The sequence below is a fragment of the Mesobacillus zeae genome (genome assembly GCF_003570705.1).
Taxonomy (GTDB): domain Bacteria; phylum Bacillota; class Bacilli; order Bacillales; family Cytobacillaceae; genus Mesobacillus_C; species Mesobacillus_C zeae.
The window spans coordinates 34,543-53,951 of sequence record NZ_QWVT01000013.1; the positions used below are offsets into that span (position 1 = coordinate 34,543).

Below are 19,409 nucleotides of genomic sequence, written 5' to 3' on the forward strand. Positions count from 1 at the left end.
CCCTCTTTGTGTTTAAAGGATTTCCAGTTTCACCAATAATGCAAGAACAGCTGAATATTGACAGCAAGGTCAATGTCAGTTGTTGTTACTTTGACATTGCGGGAGTTTTTGATGACAGTCCGCTGGCGGTTTTTCTGCTTGATTGATGCTTTTTGGAAAAGCTTGTGTGCAATTTCGTCCGATTTGCAGCTATCTGCAATCGAAAGCTGAAGGATCACTGCAATCGCTGCCTGCAGTGCAGCCTAGATGGAGAGGGCTACCTGAGTGTCGGTAGAAACCACTTCCACTTCGAATCGATGCTATCGATTGTTTCTTCGGATGACTGGTAAGTCTCGCTATTTTGACTTCCCTTTTGGCTCACTTCTGTATCCTTGAAGGTTGGATGGCATGATTCGGAATCAAGTGCGTTCCAACATCCACTCTTTTTGCTTGGATACCATACTTTACTCATCACTTTCACCTCCCTTTAATCTAGCAAATTCTTTAGTTCCGAGTGGATTTCATCCGCCGATTTCCTGGTATTCCGTTTTTTTCAGAGACCTGATTGCCAGCTCCTAAATGCTATGGCGGTCAAAGACATCTGAAGTACCTTATCCATAAAGGTGCCCTTTGGGTTGCTCTTCAGCGTTTGTGAAATAGCTTTTTTGATCCCGTCATCCATTCAGGTTGTCAGCTCCTGTCTGTTTTATTGTGTTTCTAGTCTATTCATATGTGTTAACGCGGAAATTGGGATGGGCTAATGAAAGGGAACAGGAGTGGAATTTGGAGATTTTACAGGAATCGCACAAAAAAGGCCCTCCCAAAATTCCTTGGGAGGACCTTTTTTTATAGGATAATAGTCTATGACTGTTCATTGTCATGCTGAATGGGAAGCATAACAGAAGCGATGGTACCACCGTTCTCCATGCTGCGAATTTCAATCCTGCCTTGATGGTCGTCAATAATTTTCTTGCAAACTGAAAGTCCTAGACCAGTTCCATTTGCTTTCGTTGTATAAAACGGAGTAAACAAATTACTAAGCTTCTCTTCGGGAATCCCGCAGCCCTTATCGGCAATTGAAACCTTCACCATCTCCTCTTGGTAGCGAGACAAAGTGATTTTAATGGTTCCTCTTTCCATAGATTCTATTGCGTTTTGGATTAAATTAATGAACACTTGTTTTAACTTGTTCGCCTTTCCCCTGATAGGAGGCATACCCGCCTCAATGTGCACATCGAATTCAATGCTTTTCATAAGTGCTTGAGTTTCTTCAAGCCTCAGGACATCCCTGATTAACAATTCAAGGCACACCGATTCCCATTCACCGGCAACAATCTGCGGCTTTGCCAGCTGCATATATTCATTGACAATATTACGGATTCTTTCAAGTTCGCTTTGCATGATTCCAAGGTACTGCCCTGTGAGCTGCTGGTCTTTGTTCAGTTCGAGCAAAATTTTTGTGAATCCCATCAATGAAGTCAGCGGATTCCTGATTTCATGGGCAATCCCTGCGGCCAGCTGCCCGACAAGCGCCAGTTTTTCCGAGTTGAACAGCTTATCCTCATTTTTTTTCAAATTGGTGATATCCATTACAGTCCCGCTGATTTCTGTCACACATCCGTTATCCTTCACAGGGACAAGGAACACGAGAAATGAAAACTGTTCAAGCATGCCGCTATATTTCACTTCCTCGCCTTCCCAGCATTTTTCATAGAAAGGGAGCTTTTGCCTTACAACCTCCTCGGAAAAAATGTCTTGAAGTCTCCTGCCTGCTATATCGCTCACATTCACGCCGAAGGTTGGATGAATATCTCCCCAGGCCCCTTTATACACAAAATTCCCGTCCTGCTTCACAAGCTTAAACATCAGACTCTTGATATGGTCTTCCGGGAAAAAGTTTCCTGATAAACTTTTGCAATTTATTCTGTCAGCCACTTTATTCACCACAATTCCCGCCATTTATTAACATTATTATAAATTCTTTGCTGTAATATGACTATTATTGTTTGCTGTAATTTGCAAAACTTTGTACATTTATCTGTAAATCACTCAAATCAGCACCATATGTTAACCTGCTAATTTTTAAGTTGACACAAAATAAGACAATCTATTATTCTATTCTTATATACATATTCGAACACGAAGAGGGGATTGGGTGTATGGGGAAGAAATTCAGGACGATAGACTTAACACTAGCGGCAATGTTCGTTGCCTTGATGGCAGTCGGTGCAAACATTACATCTTTTGCACCTTTTATGAAAATTGGGGAAGTTCCGATTACCTTGCAGACTTTCTTCGCTATCCTTGCAGGTGTCATACTTGGAGCTCGCCTCGGAGCAATATCTATGGGAGTTTATACGCTTGTTGGACTTGCAGGAGTACCGGTTTTTGCTAAATTTGGCGCAGGCTTTTCGACGGTAGTAAGCCCTACATTTGGATTTATTGTTTCTTTCATTCTTACGGCCTATTGTGTCGGAAAAATCGTTGAAAAATATCGTTCTCTGCCAGCTTTTATCGTCGCTTCACTCATTGGACTTATAGTGAACTACGTATTTGGGACGAACTGGATGTACTTCGCGATGAAAAGCTGGGCTGCGGCTCCGGAAGGTTTCACCTACAAAATGGCATGGATGTGGATGGCAGTCCCGATCCCGAAAGATATTGTCCTTTCTGTATTTGCAGGGTTAGTGGCCCACCGCCTGGAAAGATCAGTGCTTTCAAAAGGGAGCTTCAAGCATCTGAAAAATGCAGTTTAACTGACAATGTACGAGCCAAGATTTCTGCAATTCGAAAAGGAACGGCCGCATTCCCTAGTAATGCGGCCGTTCCTTTTCTATCTAAATAATTTAAGGAAATCAGCTTCCATAGTATTTTGCATAATAGGCTTTCGCCTGGGCAGCATGATCGACGCCATGCACAAGGACACGGCCATCTTTAAAGAAGACCATCGACACGCCGGCTTCGGGTGAGAACTTGAGCAGAAAGGAGTTTTGAAGCACTTGCCCGCTATGCTGAAGCCGGGAAGCAAGGCTGGTAAGATTCACTTCTCCTCGAATTCCCGGGTTAATCTGTATAGTCTCGCGACCGCACAGTACCGTATAGGCTGGCTCGCGCCCATGCGCTTTCTCAAGAAACTCGTATTGTCCCCGGCCACATGCCGGGCATTCCGGACTCCGGCCTTGGGATACATCCATTTGAAGAATCGTATGGTTCCATATATCGAGCTGCTCAAGATTAGGGTTTGATTTTGCCCCGAGGAGAAGTTTCAAAGCTTCAGCCGCCTGGAATGATCCTATGATGTCAGTGACAGGGGACAGGACACCAACTGTATCGCATGTCTCCCCCATTCCTGCAGGCACGTCCGGAAACAAACAGCGGAAGCACGGTGTACTTCCAGGAATAATTACCGTGTACATGCCCCTTGAGCTCACCGCTCCACCATAAATCCATGGTATACCGAGTTTGGCAGATAGATCGTTAATTAAGTACCTTGTCGAGAAATTATCGGTACCGTCCATAATGACATCGACATCGCCGAGCAGTTCCTCAGCATTCTCAGGATTTAAATCTGCAATCACAGGCTCAATCTTCACAGTCGAGTTGATTCTCCGCAGCTTGTTCGCAGCGGCGACTGCTTTTGGGATGTTTGCAGCTGCGTCATCCTCATCGTATAACAGCTGCCGCTGCAGATTGGAAAGCTCGACTATATCCCTGTCAATCAGCCTGACATAGCCTACTCCTGAGCGCACAAGATGATTTGCAATCACAGTTCCAAGCGCACCCATCCCTGCCACTGCAGCCCTGCTGCCAAGGAGCTTCTTCTGCCCTTCCTCCCCAATCGGCCCAAACAGAAGCTGACGAGAATAACGTTCCATTTCCATCCCAAATCCCCCATTCCCTTTATTTTATTATAGAAAAATAAAAAAATTATTGCGACACTTAATAAGCAAGAGGAATTTTCCTCTGCACTATCTAATTAATTATAAGATAGGGATTATTATTGATTGAAAGAGGTGGAGATGAACGATGGATCTTGGCGGTTTTAATAACAAGGAAGCAGTTGTGGATTTGACGGATGGCACGGTTGGGTACAGGGAGATCAATGAGGATGATGCGAGAAAGTACATCGGCGGGCGCGGCCTTGGTGTCAAATATGTATTTGACAATGGGCCGGAGGTAAAGCCACTGTCGGAAGAAAACATACTTTGCATTATGACGGGCCCCGTGACAGGCTCGCGTTCTTCGATGAGCGGACGTCTGGCAGTTGTGACAAAGTCCCCACTGACAGATACAGTCACAGACTCGCATATAGGAGGCTGGACTGCAGCACGCCTGAAATGGGCTGGGCTGGACAATGTCATTTTCAAGGGCAAGAGCGACAAACCTGTCTATCTTTATATTGAGAATGGGCAGGCTGAACTGCGTGATGCCTCCAGCCTTTGGGGAAAGAGCACAAGGGAAACGATACGCGACCTGAAGGACAAATATGGCGAAGAGAACCTCAGTGTGATGACAATCGGCCAGGCTGGAGAAAACCTCGTACGCTTCTCATCCTTCATCAATGAGCATGACCGTGCAGCAGGACGCGGAGGCACTGCCGCAGTGGCTGGTTTTAAAAAGCTCAAGGCCATCGTGATCAAAGCTGCCCAAAAAGGCAATATGCCCGAACCAAAGGAAAAGGATGAATATAACAAGGCAAACCGAAAGGCAGTCAAAGCCATCCTTGAAGGAGGTTTGACCGCCCCGAATAAAGGCGGCTTGTCTGTCTACGGAACGAATGTCCTGACAAACCTGATTAATGAAGTAGGTGCACTCCCAACGAAAAACTCACAGCTTACACATTGGGATGAAGCCGAAAAGCACAGCGGAGAATACGTCAACAAGCATTTGCGCGTTGCCAACAATACATGCCACGCCTGCCCTGTCGGCTGCAAAATTGAAGTTGAAGTGAAGGACGGCAAATTTGCAACACGAGTGGAAAGCATTGAGTTTGAATCAGCATGGTCCCTTGGCTCCAACTGTCTGTTAAGCGATGCGGAAGCAATCTCATATATGATTGACCGCTGCAATGAATATGGCCTGGACACAATTGAACTCGGCCATGCTTTTTCTGTCACAATGGAAGCCTATGAAAAAGGCTATATAACTGACAAGCTTTCATGGGGAGACGCGGATGCCATGGTCGAACTGACGAGGAAGATTGCGTTCCGCGAAGGATTGGGTGGCATTCTTGCCGAAGGTCCGGCTCGGGCAACGGCTGAATGGGGTGTACCGCAGCTTTCGATGTCTGTTAAAGGCCAATCGATACCGGCTTATGACCCACGTGGAATCCAGGGAATTGGTCTTGGCTATGCAACAAGCAACCGCGGTGCATGCCACCTCCGCGGATATACCATCGCAAGTGAAATAGCAGGCATTCCTGAACCAACTGACAGGCTTGTTCCTGAAGGGAAAGGCGAACTGCTGAAAACATTCCAGGATATGCTCGCATTCTCTGATTCCATGAATATCTGTAAGTTCTCATCCTTCTCCGAAAATGCCGAGCATTATGCGGAACAGTACAGTACCATGACTGGCATCCCAATGACAGCAGAAGAAGTCATGCTCGCAGGAGAGCGGATTTACAACCTTGAACGCTATTACAATAATCTTGCAGGGTTTAATAAGCGCGAGGACGATTTCCTTCCAAAAAGGTTTACTGAAGAACCGGCTACAGGAAACAGCGCGGGACTCGTGAGCCGGATGGATATCATGCTTGATGAGTACTACAATGTGCGCGGGTGGAAGGATGGGGTAGTGCCTCCTGAAAAGCTCCACGAACTGGAGATTGTTCCTGCCTCGGAACACCAGCAATAATGGCAAACAACAAGGATAGGAGAATCAGCCTCCTATCCTTGTTGTTTTATATCGATATCGTTTTATCAGTTCATTTAATTCGGCATCAGAATCAGCTGAAAAACGAATGAGGACTTTATTTACGCTGATTACTTTTGTCAATTCTATTACTTCTTCTTTTAAAATTTCTCCGCTCCAGCCTGAACCTTTATACAAAATTGGGAAGATATCCATCTGCTTTTTGCCGCCAAGCTCCTCGAAATAAGTGCCGAGAGTACTACAGCTTATTCCGCGGAACTCTAGCACACTGCCCATCCTCATCAGCCCCCTGCAACAGGTGGGAACAAGGCGAACTGGTCCGTTTCTTCCACCACTGTCCTGAGGCCGTCGGCATGGATGATATTTTTGCCGTTAATATAGACATGAACAAAGGGCTTCAGTTCCCTCTCCGCTGTAAAAATTTCAGTTTCGATCCTGGGGAACACTTCAACCATCCTTTCAAGTACGTCCATTACAGTATTGCCCGCCGGATCAACCTCTACCGTAACCCCACCGCATATATCCCGCAAATTCGCGAACACTTTCACATGCATCGTATCAGCCCCTCTCTTACTTTCATATTAAATTGGAATTCCCTGTTTGTCACTAACACAGGGACATTTTTACTTTGAAGAAAAAAAGCATTCTAGCTGTTGTTTTTTTATCTTTTTGATAATAGAATATATCTGTTGACAAAATTATTTACTGAATATTATTATTGTTTTAATAAGTTAGTCTAAAATAATAAAAATCAATGAAGAGAGCAATACCTTTAGGAATGCTGTTCCCCAGAGAACCGGCGGTTGCTGAAAGCCGGCGTTCAGCGCGTATTGGTTATCCTCTCCGAGATGCGGGGCAGAAAGAATAAGAGTAAGCCCCTGCCGGAATTTCCTCCGTTAACAGGAACACGTATGATGGTACGTTGATGAGTACCGCACTATACTGCGGAATCAGGGTGGTAAAGCGAGATCATACTCGTCCCGGTGGAGGGACGGGTTTTTTGTTGCCTGGAGCTGACCAGGTTTTCCCTGTCCATAAGACCCTCATTAACACTTAACCTTCATCACCATTTCAATTCGGAAGGAGTCTTTAAAACAGATGGAAAAGTACAGAAGCAGAGACACATTATTTATCGGACTTACATTGTTTGCACTATTCTTTGGGGCAGGCAACTTAATATTCCCCCCATTTTTAGGAATTATGGCAGGAGAGAATTTCTGGCCGGCCATAATTGGCTTTGTTGTAACGGGCGTGGGGCTGCCACTCATCACGGTTGTTGCCATCGCTAGCGTGAAAGACGGTGTACAGGAAATGAGCAAACGGGTTCACCCCGTTTTCGCAGTCGTCTTTACAGTTGCCGTTTACCTGTCGCTCGGACCCTTTTTTGGAATCCCGAGAGGGGCAAATGTTGCTTATGAAATGTCACTCAAGCCATTTTTGGGGAACTCGGCAGGACCGATTTTCCTGCTGGCATTCACGGCGGTTTTCTTTGCGCTAGTATATTGGGTGTGTCTGAATCCGTCGAAACTAGTGGACCGGGTTGGTACAGTCCTTACACCAATCATGCTTATAGCGATTGCCTTGCTTGTCATTGTCAGCCTCTTCAAGCTTGACGGCGGAACAGGTGCCGTTGCTGACAAGTTTTCAAAATCACCGTTCACAGCGGGTTTCCTGGAAGGCTACCTAACAATGGATACGATTGCTGCCCTCGCATTTGGGATTATTGTTATTACTTCCATTAAACAAAAACAAGTAACGGATAGAAAACAAGTTGTTCGGCTGACCCTGAAGGCTGGCCTTATTGCAGGAGCAGGCCTCGCAATGGTCTATGTATCTCTTGGTCTTCTTGGGACTAAAATGGCTGGTGCCGGTAACTATGAAAATGGAGGCCAGCTGCTGACTGAAGCAGCTAAAACGGTATTTGGCTATCCGGGAATGCTTCTTCTTGGAGTTATTGTTACCCTTGCATGCTTTACTACTTGTGTTGGATTAGTAGCAGCAACAGGACAATATTTTACAAAGCTGCTGCCAAAAGTATCCTACAAACAGTTTGCCACTATTATTACAATCATCAGTTTCCTGATTGCCAACATGGGTTTAAACCAGATCATTTCTGTTTCAGTTCCCGTACTGGTGACATTGTATCCAATTACGATTGTCCTTGTTGTCCTTTCCCTTCTGCACCCGTTTTTTGGCGGAGCAAGGGCAGTCTATGTCGGGTCGATTTTGGCAGCTTTGTTGGTTAGCATTTCTGACGGCCTAAAAGCAATGGGAGTGCGACTTCCCGAATTGGAATCCCTATTAGGAAATCTTCCACTTTATGCCGAAGGCCTCGGCTGGCTTGTCCCGGCAATTGTGGGGGCTGCAGCCGGCTTGATTGCCGACAGGTTCATTCTTTCGAAATTGGAAAGAAGACAGCCTGCAACAGATAATTAATTCTATTTTACGATTAATAATCAACAGGTTGCGAAGTTTTCGCAGCCTGTTTTCTTATAAAAAAAAACGTTTTTTAACTGATTTAACTTCCATTTATTGGAATAAATTATTCCATTTTTTAACAACAGTCAAACTTTCTCTTATTTTTTAACAATAATAGTAGTATAATAATAGTTACTTTTTAAAGGAGGATACGTTATGACTGAAAACATGAAGGAGAAAATAGTGCAGAGTGTTCCCCAGACAGGATTTTTCGGCCATCCAAAGGGACTTTTTACTCTGTTTTTCACAGAGTTTTGGGAACGTTTCTCTTACTATGGGATGAGAGCCATCCTTATTTACTATATGTATTACGAGTTGTCTCAAGGCGGACTTGGTCTGGACGAAACAACCGCAAACTCGATTTTTGCAATTTACGGGTCGCTTGTCTATATGTCCGGCATCATTGGCGGATGGGTTGCTGACCGTCTATTGGGAACTTCAAGAACCATTTTTTACGGCGGTATTTTCATCATGCTTGGCCATATCGTTCTATCCTTGCCTGGCAGCCTGACTGCGCTGTTCATTTCCATGGCTTTGATTGTAATTGGCACAGGCCTCTTGAAGCCGAATATCTCCAGCGTTGTCGGCGACTTGTACAGCAATGAAGACCAGCGGCGCGACGCAGGCTTCAGCATCTATTATATGGGAATCAACATGGGTTCATTCATTGCTCCTATAATTGTCGGAACAATCGGTCAAAATTACAATTTCCACCTTGGATTTGGTTTAGCCGCTATCGGAATGCTTTTTGGCCTGATCATTTTCCTGTTGACGAAAAAGAAAAACCTCGGGCTTGCAGGAACCTTTGTGCCAAACCCACTGCCGCAAGAAGAAAGAAAAAAAGTGTTTGGTACCATTGGTGCTGTCGTCCTGACCGCTGGTCTTATTGGAGCCTATGCGATTGATAAAGGGTATTTGAACATTGAAAGGTTTATCCTTCTTGTCAGCATTCTTGGAATTGTCATTCCCGTTCTTTACTTTATCTTTATGTACCGCAGCCCTAAAACCACCAATACAGAACGTTCAAGGCTGATTGCCTATATCCCGCTATTCATCGCGGCGATGATGTTCTGGGCAATCCAGGAGCAGGGATCGAATATTCTTGCCACATATGCGGACAAGCGTACCCAGCTGGACTTTGCAGGTTTTAAACTGGCTCCGGCATTGTTCCAGTCGCTAAATCCATTGTTTATCATTATGTTTGCCCCTGTATTTGCATGGCTGTGGGTGAAACTTGGAAACCGCCAACCATCAACGCCAAAGAAATTCGCGATAGGATTGGTTTTTGCCGGACTGTCGTTCATTGTCATGATTATTCCGGCATACGTGAATGGAACTGAAACTCTCGTTAATCCGCTCTGGCTTGTTCTCAGCTTTTTCCTTGTTGTAATTGGAGAGCTGCTATTATCGCCGGTCGGCCTGTCGGCCACCACAAAGCTTGCGCCTGCAGCTTTCTCGGCACAGACAATGAGCCTTTGGTTTCTGACAAGCGCATCCGCCCAGGCCATCAACGCACAGGTTGTCCGATTCTATTCTGCAAGTACCGAAATCTATTACTTTGGAATCATCGGCGGGCTGTCCATTCTGCTAGGATTCCTCCTCTTTGCCCTTTCACCGCAAATCCAGAAACTCATGAAAGGCGTAAACTAAAAAGCGAGACACCTAACCAAACCGCCAGCACCTTATCAGGGGCTGGCGGTTTTTATGTTAAGGCCCTTCTATCGTTTGTAAAGGAACGATTTATTCGAACAAAGGCAGTTATACCTAAAAATACTTTTACACTTTTTTCTGCCACTAATTCATCTAATGATACTATTAAATACCTCTTGATTGGCTCCTCTTTCAACTGGAATACTCCGTAAAAAAACAAAAAGGCTATGCCTAAAGATTGACCTTCATTTAATCTTTCGTCATTTATCACCATAAACAGCGTGTTTATTCAGGATTATAGACCTATACTATTCCCCTAAATTAATCCAAATTGTCCATTATACCTCCATCATTTCCATGATATAGTAATGGCGGTGTCATCACAGTTGCCGCCAATTTAACAGAATATGTTGATCCGGAAAATAAAAATAAATCATTCTCTGAAAAAACTGGTAGAGCTTTAGCAGGATTTCCGACTGACGTTGCTGCAATAACAGCTGGTACAAAAATAGGTGCTACAATCGGTAGTCTTGGAGGGCCTGTAGGTATTATAGTTGGTGGTGCAATTGGTGGTCTGGTGGGCGCAGCGGTAAGCACCAAGGCTGGAGCCAAAATTAAGGATATTGGAGGATCTATAGGAAAGTGGATTGGAAAGTCCACAGGCAAATGGTTTAAGTGAGTTTCCTACCAAAACTTTTTTAATGACAGGAGACAATTTTTTATGGAAGCGTTCTTATACAGCTTAGAAGTTGGTATAGCTATGTTAATGGTCGCACAAGTTGGATATAGTATAGTCTTGTTTCTATTAGGAGACACACAACTCGCGTGGTATGAATGGGGAACATTTTCCCCATCAGAAAACCGATTAGAGAAACTGGTAAACTCTCTAATGAATCTCATGATGGGGCTTGCTATTTATTTTTATAAAAAATCTAAAAATTTTTCATGGCCAATCCGGAAATTACTACAATTAATAACCCCATTTATCATGGGTTTTAGCTTTATTATCATATTCAAGATTGTTTTAAAATTCCTTCGCTGGGCCCTTCTCTAATTTCCTTAACTTTAGGAGCAAATTTTTTAAAAAAAGGTAATAAGAATGAACTTTTTAATGACTTGCACGACGAAGGAGTGGCTTTGTTTGTTTCTCTTTGTGGATATCCTGGGGTTGGGAAAGGGATTGCGGAGTCGTCTTTTGGCGATAAAAGTGTTTAAGAATGGGACGCAATCTTCGAGACGACGATTCATCAGTTGATGCTGAATCAGTTGTGGGATGAAGAGAAGGCGGAACGGGATGAGATCCCGCTTTCAAAAGTTTATCAAACAAATACACCGAGTCCAAATGGATGGTTCGCTGTTCGGATTATCCGAGGGATAGCGTCCTGATGCTCCATCACTTGGATGGCGAAAAATGGACAGCTCATATCATACATAGAGATATCATCCATGAATTCTACTTGATCAATACTAGTGAAATTCCTTCCTATATTATAGAATATTACCCTTTTTATACCACTGAAGGGGAAAGGAGAGAATTTCGATAGACAGAAAAAGGATTCGATTTGCTCAGCGATCAGAATAAACTCCATAAAGTAAGAAAAATGAGTAAGTTCCCGGCTGACGAAGATGAAAACTTCAATCTTTTCATGGAGGATTTGGGACAACAAGACTGGGTTTGTTAGCGTTCTGATTTCGTCTCTTTGTCTAGTAGTCATATAGTGCATCATAGCTTTTATAATTAATTATTGTAAAAGGAACACCTAACTATGTTATAATTCCAGGTTTTTGTTTATAATTAAATTTAATTAAGTAAGATTGGAGGGTGGAACTATGACAACAAAATGGCAAACTGGTAGTTTTCAATTAATGAAATCAATGAATCGCTCATTAATATTAAATATAATAAGACAAAAAGAACCTATTTCACGTGCGGAAATTGCCAAATTAACTAAACTAACTCCGCCCACTGTAAGTAACCTTGTAAAAGAACTTCTTCAAACTGGGATAATAATTGAGCGGACCCTTGGTGAATCCAGCGGAGGGAGAAAGCCTACCCTTCTTACCCTTAACGGCGAAAACTTTCATGTGATAGGGCTTGATGTAGGATCGAAGGATATTAAGGTCATTATCACTACACTGTCCTGCAAGTTGTTAAAAAAGAAGTGTTTTCCTATACCTGAGTCAATAAATAACGATAAGCTGCTAGAATTAATTATTGATTCAATCCATTCCATCAAAAGCAGCGAGGAAATTGATGAGAAAAAAATTATTGGCATAGGTGTTGCCATGCACGGCATTGTGGACCCTGAGAAAGGGGAATCTGTTTTTGCCCCTAATTTAAATCTCCATCATATACCTATCAAAGCAGTGCTGGAAAAAGAGTTCGATATGATTGTTAAGGTTGAAAATGATGCTAGAACCATGAGCCTCGGCGAATTATGGTTTGGCAATGGGATGTCTTCCGAAAGCTTTGTCTGCATAAACGTTGGGCGTGGGATAGGGGCAGGAATCGTTATAAATGGAAAGCTATTTCATGGGAACCACAGCATTAGCGGTGAAATTGGCCATATGATGATTGATGTAAATGGCCCTAAATGCCCCTGTGGTAACTATGGCTGCCTTCAAACATTCTCATCCGGGCCTGCTATCGCTGAAGGAGTAAAAAAGCTATTACGGCTTGGCCATTCAAGCCTGATTGAAGAACTTGCAGAAAACAACCTAGATAAAATCAATGCGGAATTAATTTATGATGCTGCCAAAAAAGGTGACCAGTTATGTACGACGGCTCTTCAGCAGGCAGGTTATTATTTAGGAATCGGCCTTACTAATTTGATTCATCTTATAAATCCAGCCCAAATCATTATAGGGGGCGGTGTTTCAAATGCCCACGAGTTTGTAATTGAAGGAGTACGAAAAACGGTCAGCCAAAAGGCGCTTACCGAAAGCGCAAAGAACACTGAAATCATCATTTCCAAATTTGGAGCCGATGCCACCGTTATTGGTGCTGTTGCCCTTATTCTTGTTGAACTTTTCTCTTCAAAAAGCGCTGCTTAACATCGTTGAAAAAGAAACATAAAAAATCTTGCACAGCTCACAAAGCCGTGCAAGATTTTTTTATTTTTGCGAGTTAATTTCTCTAATTCTTCCCAAGTCACATTTAGGTTCGCGATCATAAGTGAGCAATCCGTTGATTTCCTGTTCGACATCGGTTAGCTGTGTATAGCAAAAGCCCTGGATAACCGGACTGCTGAATAATACCTGAGTTTGTTTGCGGTATTCTTCTACTAAATCATCTGCAGACTGAACGGCAGAGTAGCCCCAGCCTTCTTGTTCGTCTACTTTATAGGCAATGCCGCCGTACTCGGTAATCATAATGGGCTCGCCGCGATATTCGAATCCTTTCGCATAGATAACACGATTTGCCGGTGTGGTTGTAATCGCATTTTCTACAGATGAATACGCTTTCTCTATTTCCTCAGCAGTCCGATAATTATGGATTCCGCAGATGTCAGAAATGGTATGTTCCCATCCGTCATTGGAAAGAACAAGCCTAGTCTGATCGATTGATTTTGTCTGCCAGTACATTGAGGTTGCATGGGCTTGCTGCTGCTTATCATACGCCACCCTTGAGATGCCCCAACTTTCGTTGAGCGGTAGCCATACAATAATGGAAGGATGGCTGTAGTCTCGCTTCACCACTTCGAACCATTCAGTAGCTAGGCGGCGGGCAGCTTCCTCGCTGTATTCCGATGCATTAGCCATTTCTCCCCAAACAAGATATCCAAGTTTATCCGCCCAATAAAGGAAGCGTGGGTCCTCCACTTTTTGATGCTTCCGTGCCCCGTTGAAGCCCATTTCTTTTGCAAGCTCTATATCACACTTCAATGCTTCATCAGTTGGTGCAGTTAACAATGCACCGGGAAAGTACCCCTGGTCGAGAACAAGCTTCTGGTAATAAGGCATATTATTCAGCATAAAAATACCAGCTTCAATGGAAACTTTCCTCATACCAAAATAAGATTTGATGGAATCAAGGACTCTTTCACCAGCCTTTAACTCGAGCTTAACATCAAAAAGATTTGGGTGTTCAGGAGACCAATACCAGCCTGGTCCGTGTATGTTGCTCCGGTCGGTGAAACGGTTGCGTAGATTATAGCTTCGCTTATTAAAGATTTCAAAAACGCCTGCCTGATCAGAAATAATTTTTTGCCCCTTGAAGGAAATCTCAACAGACAAGGATATTCCATCTTCAAGCTTGCCGCCCACCTCAAACTCAATATCAATATTTCCTCGGTCAATATCCGGGGTCCAACGGATTGAAGATAATACTGTTTCTTCAACTGGTTCCATCCAAACTGTCTGCCAGATCCCTGTTGTTCTGGTATAGAAGATGGATTCAGATTGTTCATGCCAATATTGTTTCCCGCGTGGGATGGTTACATCTTCGGACGGGTCTTCGACACGGAGAGTAATCTCATCGTTAGTGCCAGCTTTTTTCAAAAGATGAGTGATGTTCGCGGAAAATGGCGTATTGCCTCCTTCATGATGGCAGACCAAATTGCCATTTACGTACACCCATGCACGATAATCAACCGCTCCAAAGTGCAGAATGACTTGTTTTTCCACCCAGCTTTCCGGAACAGTAATAGCACGATGATACCACACAATATCATGAAAAGATGGATCGTTAATTCCACTCATTTCCGTCTGATAAGCAAAGGGTACAGTTATTTTATTCCCTTTTGGGAATTGGCTGTACCATTTCTCTTCCAGCCCTTTATTTTCATCATCAAAAACAAAATCCCACTGACCATTTAAGTTGACCCATTCTGCCCTTGTAAATTGAGGTCTTGGATATTCATTGCGAGGCACAGCCATTATCTTCAATCCTTCCTGACGTAATTCTATTTTATCCCTGTCTGATTAACGCCTTTAATAAATGAACGCTGGCCAACGATGAACAGAAGCACAGCTGGAATCGTTGCAATTGATGTAAGGGCCATCAGTTTTGCTGGAGAAGAAACGAAGCTTCCCTGCTGCATGACAGCAATACCTGTCGTAATCGTCCGCATGTCTAGCGAGCTAGTTGTTACGAGCGGCCAGAGGAAATCATTATAAATCCCCATGAATGTAAAGATTGCAAGTGTCCAAATAACCGGGCGGGCAGAAGGCAACACGACTTTTACAAATACCTGCCACTTGTTCGCGCCATCAAGGAATGCCGCCTCCTCCAACTCCTTCGGAAAGTTCCTGAAATATTGATAAAGTAGGAAGACGCCGAACGCATTCGCTGAATATGGAAGGATCAAAACCGCATAAGTATCAAGCAATCCAGCCTTACTGAATTCCATGTATAAAGGAAGGAATGTAATAACCCAAGGAATCATCAATGAACCAATAAACAAGCTAACCAATGCTTTTTTAAAAGGAACATCGAGCCTTGCAAGACCATAGGCAGCCAATGTATCTACCGTTAGGACAATCAATGTTCCTACAATACCAACGAATAAAGAGTTCCCCATCCATTGAAGAACTGGGGTATCCCCGTTTCCTGAAAAGGCGTATTGATAGTTCTCTACTGTGAAAACCTTTGGCAGCCATTTTAACCCTGCCGTAAATGCTTCCTGATCGGTCTTGAAGGAAGTCAAAAGCATCCAGACAATCGGAAGAATGAAGATTAACCCTATAATGATGGCTACGGCCACCATAAACAGTTTAAATCCTTTGCTTTTCATGGCTGCTAGTCCTCCTTGTTTTTTGTAACTTTAAATTGGACAATCGATATCACAATCATAATTAATGCCATCATTAGACTCATAGCCGCGGCATTTCCGAGTTGCCTTTGGTCGAAAGCTTCATCCACAATGTTCATGAGCAGAACCTTTGTCGATGACCCTGGGCCGCCTCTTGTCATCAGGAAGGGCTGTCCATATATATTGAAGGAAGCAATCGTAGAGGTAATCAATACAAAGAGCATCGTAGGCTTAATGCTCGGAAGCGTGATATGCCAGAAGCGCTGCCAGCGATTCGCTCCATCAAGGGATCCAGCTTCATATAGTTCTTCTGAAACATCATTCAGTGCATTGATGAAAATAACCATGTTAAAGCCAATTGTCCACCATAAGGTTGCTAGAACAAGAGAAACCCATGCCCAAGGCATATCGGTAAGCCAAGGAATAGCTTCCAGTCCGAGCTTGGGCAGGTATTGATTAATCAACCCGCTGTTGGTATCCAAAAGCCAAAGCCAGATAATTGCTACAACAGAAACGGATACCGCATAAGGAATAAAATATACAGTTCGGAAAAACCCTTTCAGCCTATTCGGAAGGCTGTTAACCAGAAGTGCCAACGCCAAGCCGACTACGACCAGCAAAGGGACACTGTATACGACGAATTGAAGGGTATTCTTCAGACCGTCAAAAAATAGATTGTTTAAATATGAATTTGAATCGAATATTTTTGCGTAGTTCTTAAATCCAACAAATTCATGGACTGGGTTTAGAAGGTCCCAATTATGAAGACTCATCCATGCCCCATAAACAATTGGTATGAAAAGGAAAACCGTAAACAGGATCAAATATGGAAGAACAAATAGACTAGATGTCAATTTCGATTTCCAGCTTGTCCGGTTCATGCCCTCCCCTCCTTTCATGTAATCAATAGATAGAGTGCTTTTGAAGTGCTTAGTTGATATACATCGGTGAATATTAATAGGAGAATGCCATATGCAAAGCATGGTAGATAACATAATGGGAGACGAGCAGGTGAATTTCTCACCGGACCCGCCTCCCGACAATAATTACTTATTCAATATTTGCTCTGCTTTTTTTGTTGCATCATCAAGTGCTTTTTGAGGATCCTTTTTGCCTAGCAGCGCAAGGTTCACTTCTGACCATAGCGGCTCAGAAACCTGTCCCCAGTTAGCAATGCGAGGAGCGAATTTAGCATATTCAAATTCTGCTGCAACCTTTGGCTGCTGATTCATTTTCTTAAAGTCTTCGTTTTTCTCGTAAATGGCCTTAGAAGCTGGAGCTTGTCCTGACTTAGCCCATTCCATTGTGTTCTCAGCCACATATTTCAAAAAGTCTGAAACGCCTTCAAGTTTTTTCGAATCTTTCACAGTTGCTGGAAGAACAAAGTTGTGTCCGTTTGCATAAACAGCTTTTGTTTTTGTTCCTAACATTGGTACTTCTGCAACACCATAGTTAATGCCTGCTTTATCCCACTGTTCCATCATCCAAGGTCCATTAAGCTGCATGCCGTTTTTGCCTTGAAGGAACAGGGTGACCTCACCATCCTGCTGAACGTTTGCAGGAGATACTTTTTCTTTTGCAACAAGATCACTAAGGAATGTCAGTGCTTCAACACCTTCAGGACTGTTATAGTTTGGCTTACCATCCTTCAGCAGTTCCCCGCCGTTCTGGAAGAAGACTGTTGGATAGATGAATTGGTTCGGCCAGAGAGTTGGAACAACATAACCGTATTGGTCTTTGGAATCATCTGTCATTGCCTTCGCAGCCTTAACAAACTCTTCACGGTTGGTTGGCGGCTTCTCCGGGTCTAGCCCTGCTGCCTTGAACATGTCCTTGTTATAATAAAGAACAAGCGGATGGATATCGAGCGGAATGGAGTATTGCTTTCCTTCGATTGTTCCCGCCTCCCAAGCAGTTTGGGAATAATCCTCTGCTTTCATGCCTGTCTTTGAAATTGTATCACTTAGATCCTTTAGAAGGTTTTTATCAACATAGTTAGTAATTTGATCGTTATGCATGATCATTACATCCGGCCCATTCTTTTGGCCCGAAAATGCAAGGTCGACAGTTTTATAATAGTCTGTCTGAGGAACAATTTGCAGATCAACCTGGTATTTGGCCTGAGATTTATTATAGCTTTGAACAATGTTCTTCATACGCGGGCCGTCCGCCCCAGAGAACGGAGCCCAGAACGTGATTTTTTCGGCAGATCCGCCGCCGGATGATTTACTTTCTTCTTTATTACTAGAGCATCCTGCCAAGGTACCTAGTGCTAATACTGCAGACAGTGCCAGTCCAAGTATTTTCTTCCTTTTCATGCTTCTCTTCCCCCTCGGGTAATTTTGTCTAACTGTTCAAAACTAGTTGAATAAAAACTTAATTAAATTAATTTACTTTGTATTATTATGATAATGCGGTTCAATGTTTTTGTCAACGCTTTCATAAATACAGACCAAGTTTTTTATTTACCATGCACTTTTCAAGAAAAACACCTTGTTTTTCGCTTTTTTTTTAAATTGCCCGCAACAGTATTCTAAAAGATAGGTAATTAATTTAATAAAAAGGGAAAAAACGGGCATTAATATACTATCTTATTAATATATCCGGACGCAGATAGTTCTTCCCATCCACCTCTTTTTCGATGTATACCCACTCGCCAGTATGGGTCAAAAATTCATTATCTTCCCTTCCTACAAGAATGGTATCTTCCGACTTAATACCTTTAATTGCTGGGTTCCAGGCGAATGCCTGATTTTCATGAACTATTCCTTCCACTCCGGGAACAGCGATGAATTCGCGAGATGCATAACCTGTCGGCCCTCCTTGATGAAGATATTTCCAATCCTCGCCATGTCCTACAGTTCCATATTGGGCAAGCCCTATCTCAAGCACATTCTTGATGGCTGTTCCAGGCCTTGTTGCTGCGTTCATCGCAATATCAATTTGTACAAGTTTTTCCTTGTTGACTTTCAGCGCAGCTGGAAGTTCTCCAAAATGGACAAACCTCGTCACATTCGCAATCAAGCCCCATTTTTCCGCACAAATAACGACCATCGCATACTTTTCCAACTTCTTGTCGGTTGGAATAGGGTGCCTGTAGTCGAATACCCTCTCATCGGTAGAAACAAGAATGACATGCGGATTTATCCCATCTTTTATGACCTTTTGCGCCAAGTGTGCCTGAATTTCATACTCGCTCCACCCTGGCTCGATTTCCCGACAGGTTGACTCGACAGCATTAGCTGCCTTTTGCGCAAGCCACTTATAACGGGTAATCTCCTCTTCAGACAACGTAAACCGCAGGCTTGTTAGCTCAAGCCCAAAATCCAAAAAGCCGTTAAATGGGCTGTCACTGCAAATCTTTTTGCCCTTGGTAAGCTGGCGGATTACATCATCCTGGTTCTCAAACCATTCCGGTGTCACGAATTCAAAGCCAAGGCCTTCAAGTTCCTCATCATGAATTCTGGCAGCTTCCATTTTGGATGTAATGCAATACATTTTATTTTTTAAAATTAGCAGATCGGCAACACCATATTCAGTTGTGTTCACTATGTAGTTAACTTTTCCCTGGGTGAACCAAGAAAAATTGCTGCGCTTTCGAAAAAATATCCCATCCACATTTTTCTGATCGATAAATTCTTGCACCTTTTCCGCGGGTGTCTTCATCTTCTTCAC

At 43.4% G+C, this 19,409-nt stretch carries 16 protein-coding genes and 1 pseudogene; 6 read left to right on the top strand and 11 right to left on the bottom strand.

Annotation, left to right across the window (positions count from 1 at the left end; translation table 11 throughout):
- Positions 1–29: 29 nt before the first annotated feature.
- A pseudogene (locus tag D1970_RS07075) lies at positions 30–451 on the bottom strand (spore coat protein).
- Between the two features lie 389 nt (positions 452–840).
- Positions 841–1,923, bottom strand: coding sequence for an ATP-binding protein (locus tag D1970_RS07080; protein WP_181213387.1), 1,083 nt, complete (start codon positions 1,921–1,923; stop codon positions 841–843).
- A 215-nt stretch (positions 1,924–2,138) separates the two neighbouring features.
- Between D1970_RS07080 and D1970_RS07085 the strand changes: the two genes are divergently transcribed.
- Positions 2,139–2,735, top strand: coding sequence for a biotin transporter BioY (locus tag D1970_RS07085; protein ID WP_119112188.1), 597 nt, complete (start codon positions 2,139–2,141; stop codon positions 2,733–2,735).
- A 99-nt stretch (positions 2,736–2,834) separates the two neighbouring features.
- On the opposite strand, the gene D1970_RS07090 is transcribed toward D1970_RS07085, so the two are convergent.
- On the bottom strand, positions 2,835–3,860 hold the full coding sequence (locus tag D1970_RS07090) for a ThiF family adenylyltransferase (protein WP_119112189.1): 1,026 nt from the start codon (positions 3,858–3,860) through the stop codon (positions 2,835–2,837).
- A 145-nt stretch (positions 3,861–4,005) separates the two neighbouring features.
- Between D1970_RS07090 and D1970_RS07095 the strand changes: the two genes are divergently transcribed.
- Positions 4,006–5,835: an aldehyde ferredoxin oxidoreductase family protein gene (locus D1970_RS07095; protein WP_119112190.1), complete on the top strand. Its 1,830-nt coding sequence runs from the start codon at positions 4,006–4,008 to the stop codon at positions 5,833–5,835.
- Between the two features lie 24 nt (positions 5,836–5,859).
- On the opposite strand, the gene D1970_RS07100 is transcribed toward D1970_RS07095, so the two are convergent.
- Together D1970_RS07100 and D1970_RS07105 are read right to left on the bottom strand one after the other, a co-directional pair.
- The gene (locus D1970_RS07100) at positions 5,860–6,129 is read right to left on the bottom strand and encodes a MoaD-like domain-containing protein (RefSeq protein ID WP_119112191.1); all 270 of its coding nucleotides are present in this window, start codon (positions 6,127–6,129) and stop codon (positions 5,860–5,862) included.
- Between the two features lie 5 nt (positions 6,130–6,134).
- Entirely contained in the window at positions 6,135–6,407 is a 273-nt protein-coding gene (locus tag D1970_RS07105) for a ubiquitin-like small modifier protein 1 (RefSeq protein WP_119112192.1), read from the bottom strand.
- A 544-nt stretch (positions 6,408–6,951) separates the two neighbouring features.
- Between D1970_RS07105 and brnQ the strand changes: the two genes are divergently transcribed.
- The 3 genes from brnQ (at position 6,952) to D1970_RS07120 (ending at position 11,035) form a co-directional block, all read left to right on the top strand.
- Positions 6,952–8,289, top strand: coding sequence for a branched-chain amino acid transport system II carrier protein (gene brnQ / locus D1970_RS07110; RefSeq protein WP_119112193.1), 1,338 nt, complete (start codon positions 6,952–6,954; stop codon positions 8,287–8,289).
- A 198-nt stretch (positions 8,290–8,487) separates the two neighbouring features.
- Positions 8,488–9,981: a peptide MFS transporter gene (locus tag D1970_RS07115; RefSeq protein WP_119112194.1), complete on the top strand. Its 1,494-nt coding sequence runs from the start codon at positions 8,488–8,490 to the stop codon at positions 9,979–9,981.
- 721 nt (positions 9,982–10,702) lie between these two features.
- Complete coding sequence (locus D1970_RS07120) at positions 10,703–11,035, top strand: hypothetical protein (protein ID WP_119112195.1); 333 nt, start codon at positions 10,703–10,705, stop codon at positions 11,033–11,035.
- Between the two features lie 265 nt (positions 11,036–11,300).
- Here the strand turns inward: D1970_RS07120 and D1970_RS07125 are convergent, their stop codons facing one another.
- The gene (locus D1970_RS07125) at positions 11,301–11,696 is read right to left on the bottom strand and encodes a hypothetical protein (RefSeq protein WP_142921000.1); all 396 of its coding nucleotides are present in this window, start codon (positions 11,694–11,696) and stop codon (positions 11,301–11,303) included.
- Between the two features lie 115 nt (positions 11,697–11,811).
- On the opposite strand from D1970_RS07125, the gene D1970_RS07130 reads away from it, so the two are divergent.
- Positions 11,812–13,035, top strand: a complete 1,224-nt coding sequence (locus D1970_RS07130; protein WP_119112197.1) for an ROK family transcriptional regulator — start codon at positions 11,812–11,814, stop codon at positions 13,033–13,035.
- A 60-nt stretch (positions 13,036–13,095) separates the two neighbouring features.
- Here the strand turns inward: D1970_RS07130 and D1970_RS07135 are convergent, their stop codons facing one another.
- From D1970_RS07135 to D1970_RS07155, 5 genes are all read right to left on the bottom strand, one after another.
- On the bottom strand, positions 13,096–14,859 hold the full coding sequence (locus D1970_RS07135; RefSeq protein WP_119112198.1) for a glycoside hydrolase family 2 protein: 1,764 nt from the start codon (positions 14,857–14,859) through the stop codon (positions 13,096–13,098).
- 26 nt (positions 14,860–14,885) lie between these two features.
- Positions 14,886–15,716 (bottom strand): carbohydrate ABC transporter permease, encoded by an 831-nt coding sequence (locus D1970_RS07140; RefSeq protein ID WP_119112199.1) that lies wholly within the window; start codon positions 15,714–15,716, stop codon positions 14,886–14,888.
- A 5-nt stretch (positions 15,717–15,721) separates the two neighbouring features.
- The gene (locus tag D1970_RS07145) at positions 15,722–16,615 is read right to left on the bottom strand and encodes a carbohydrate ABC transporter permease (protein ID WP_119112200.1); all 894 of its coding nucleotides are present in this window, start codon (positions 16,613–16,615) and stop codon (positions 15,722–15,724) included.
- 165 nt (positions 16,616–16,780) lie between these two features.
- On the bottom strand, positions 16,781–18,052 hold the full coding sequence (locus D1970_RS07150) for an ABC transporter substrate-binding protein (protein WP_119112201.1): 1,272 nt from the start codon (positions 18,050–18,052) through the stop codon (positions 16,781–16,783).
- Positions 18,053–18,320: 268 nt separating this feature from the next.
- Entirely contained in the window at positions 18,321–19,400 is a 1,080-nt protein-coding gene (locus D1970_RS07155; RefSeq protein ID WP_119112202.1) for a M24 family metallopeptidase, read from the bottom strand.
- Between the last annotated feature and the right edge of the window lie 9 nt (positions 19,401–19,409).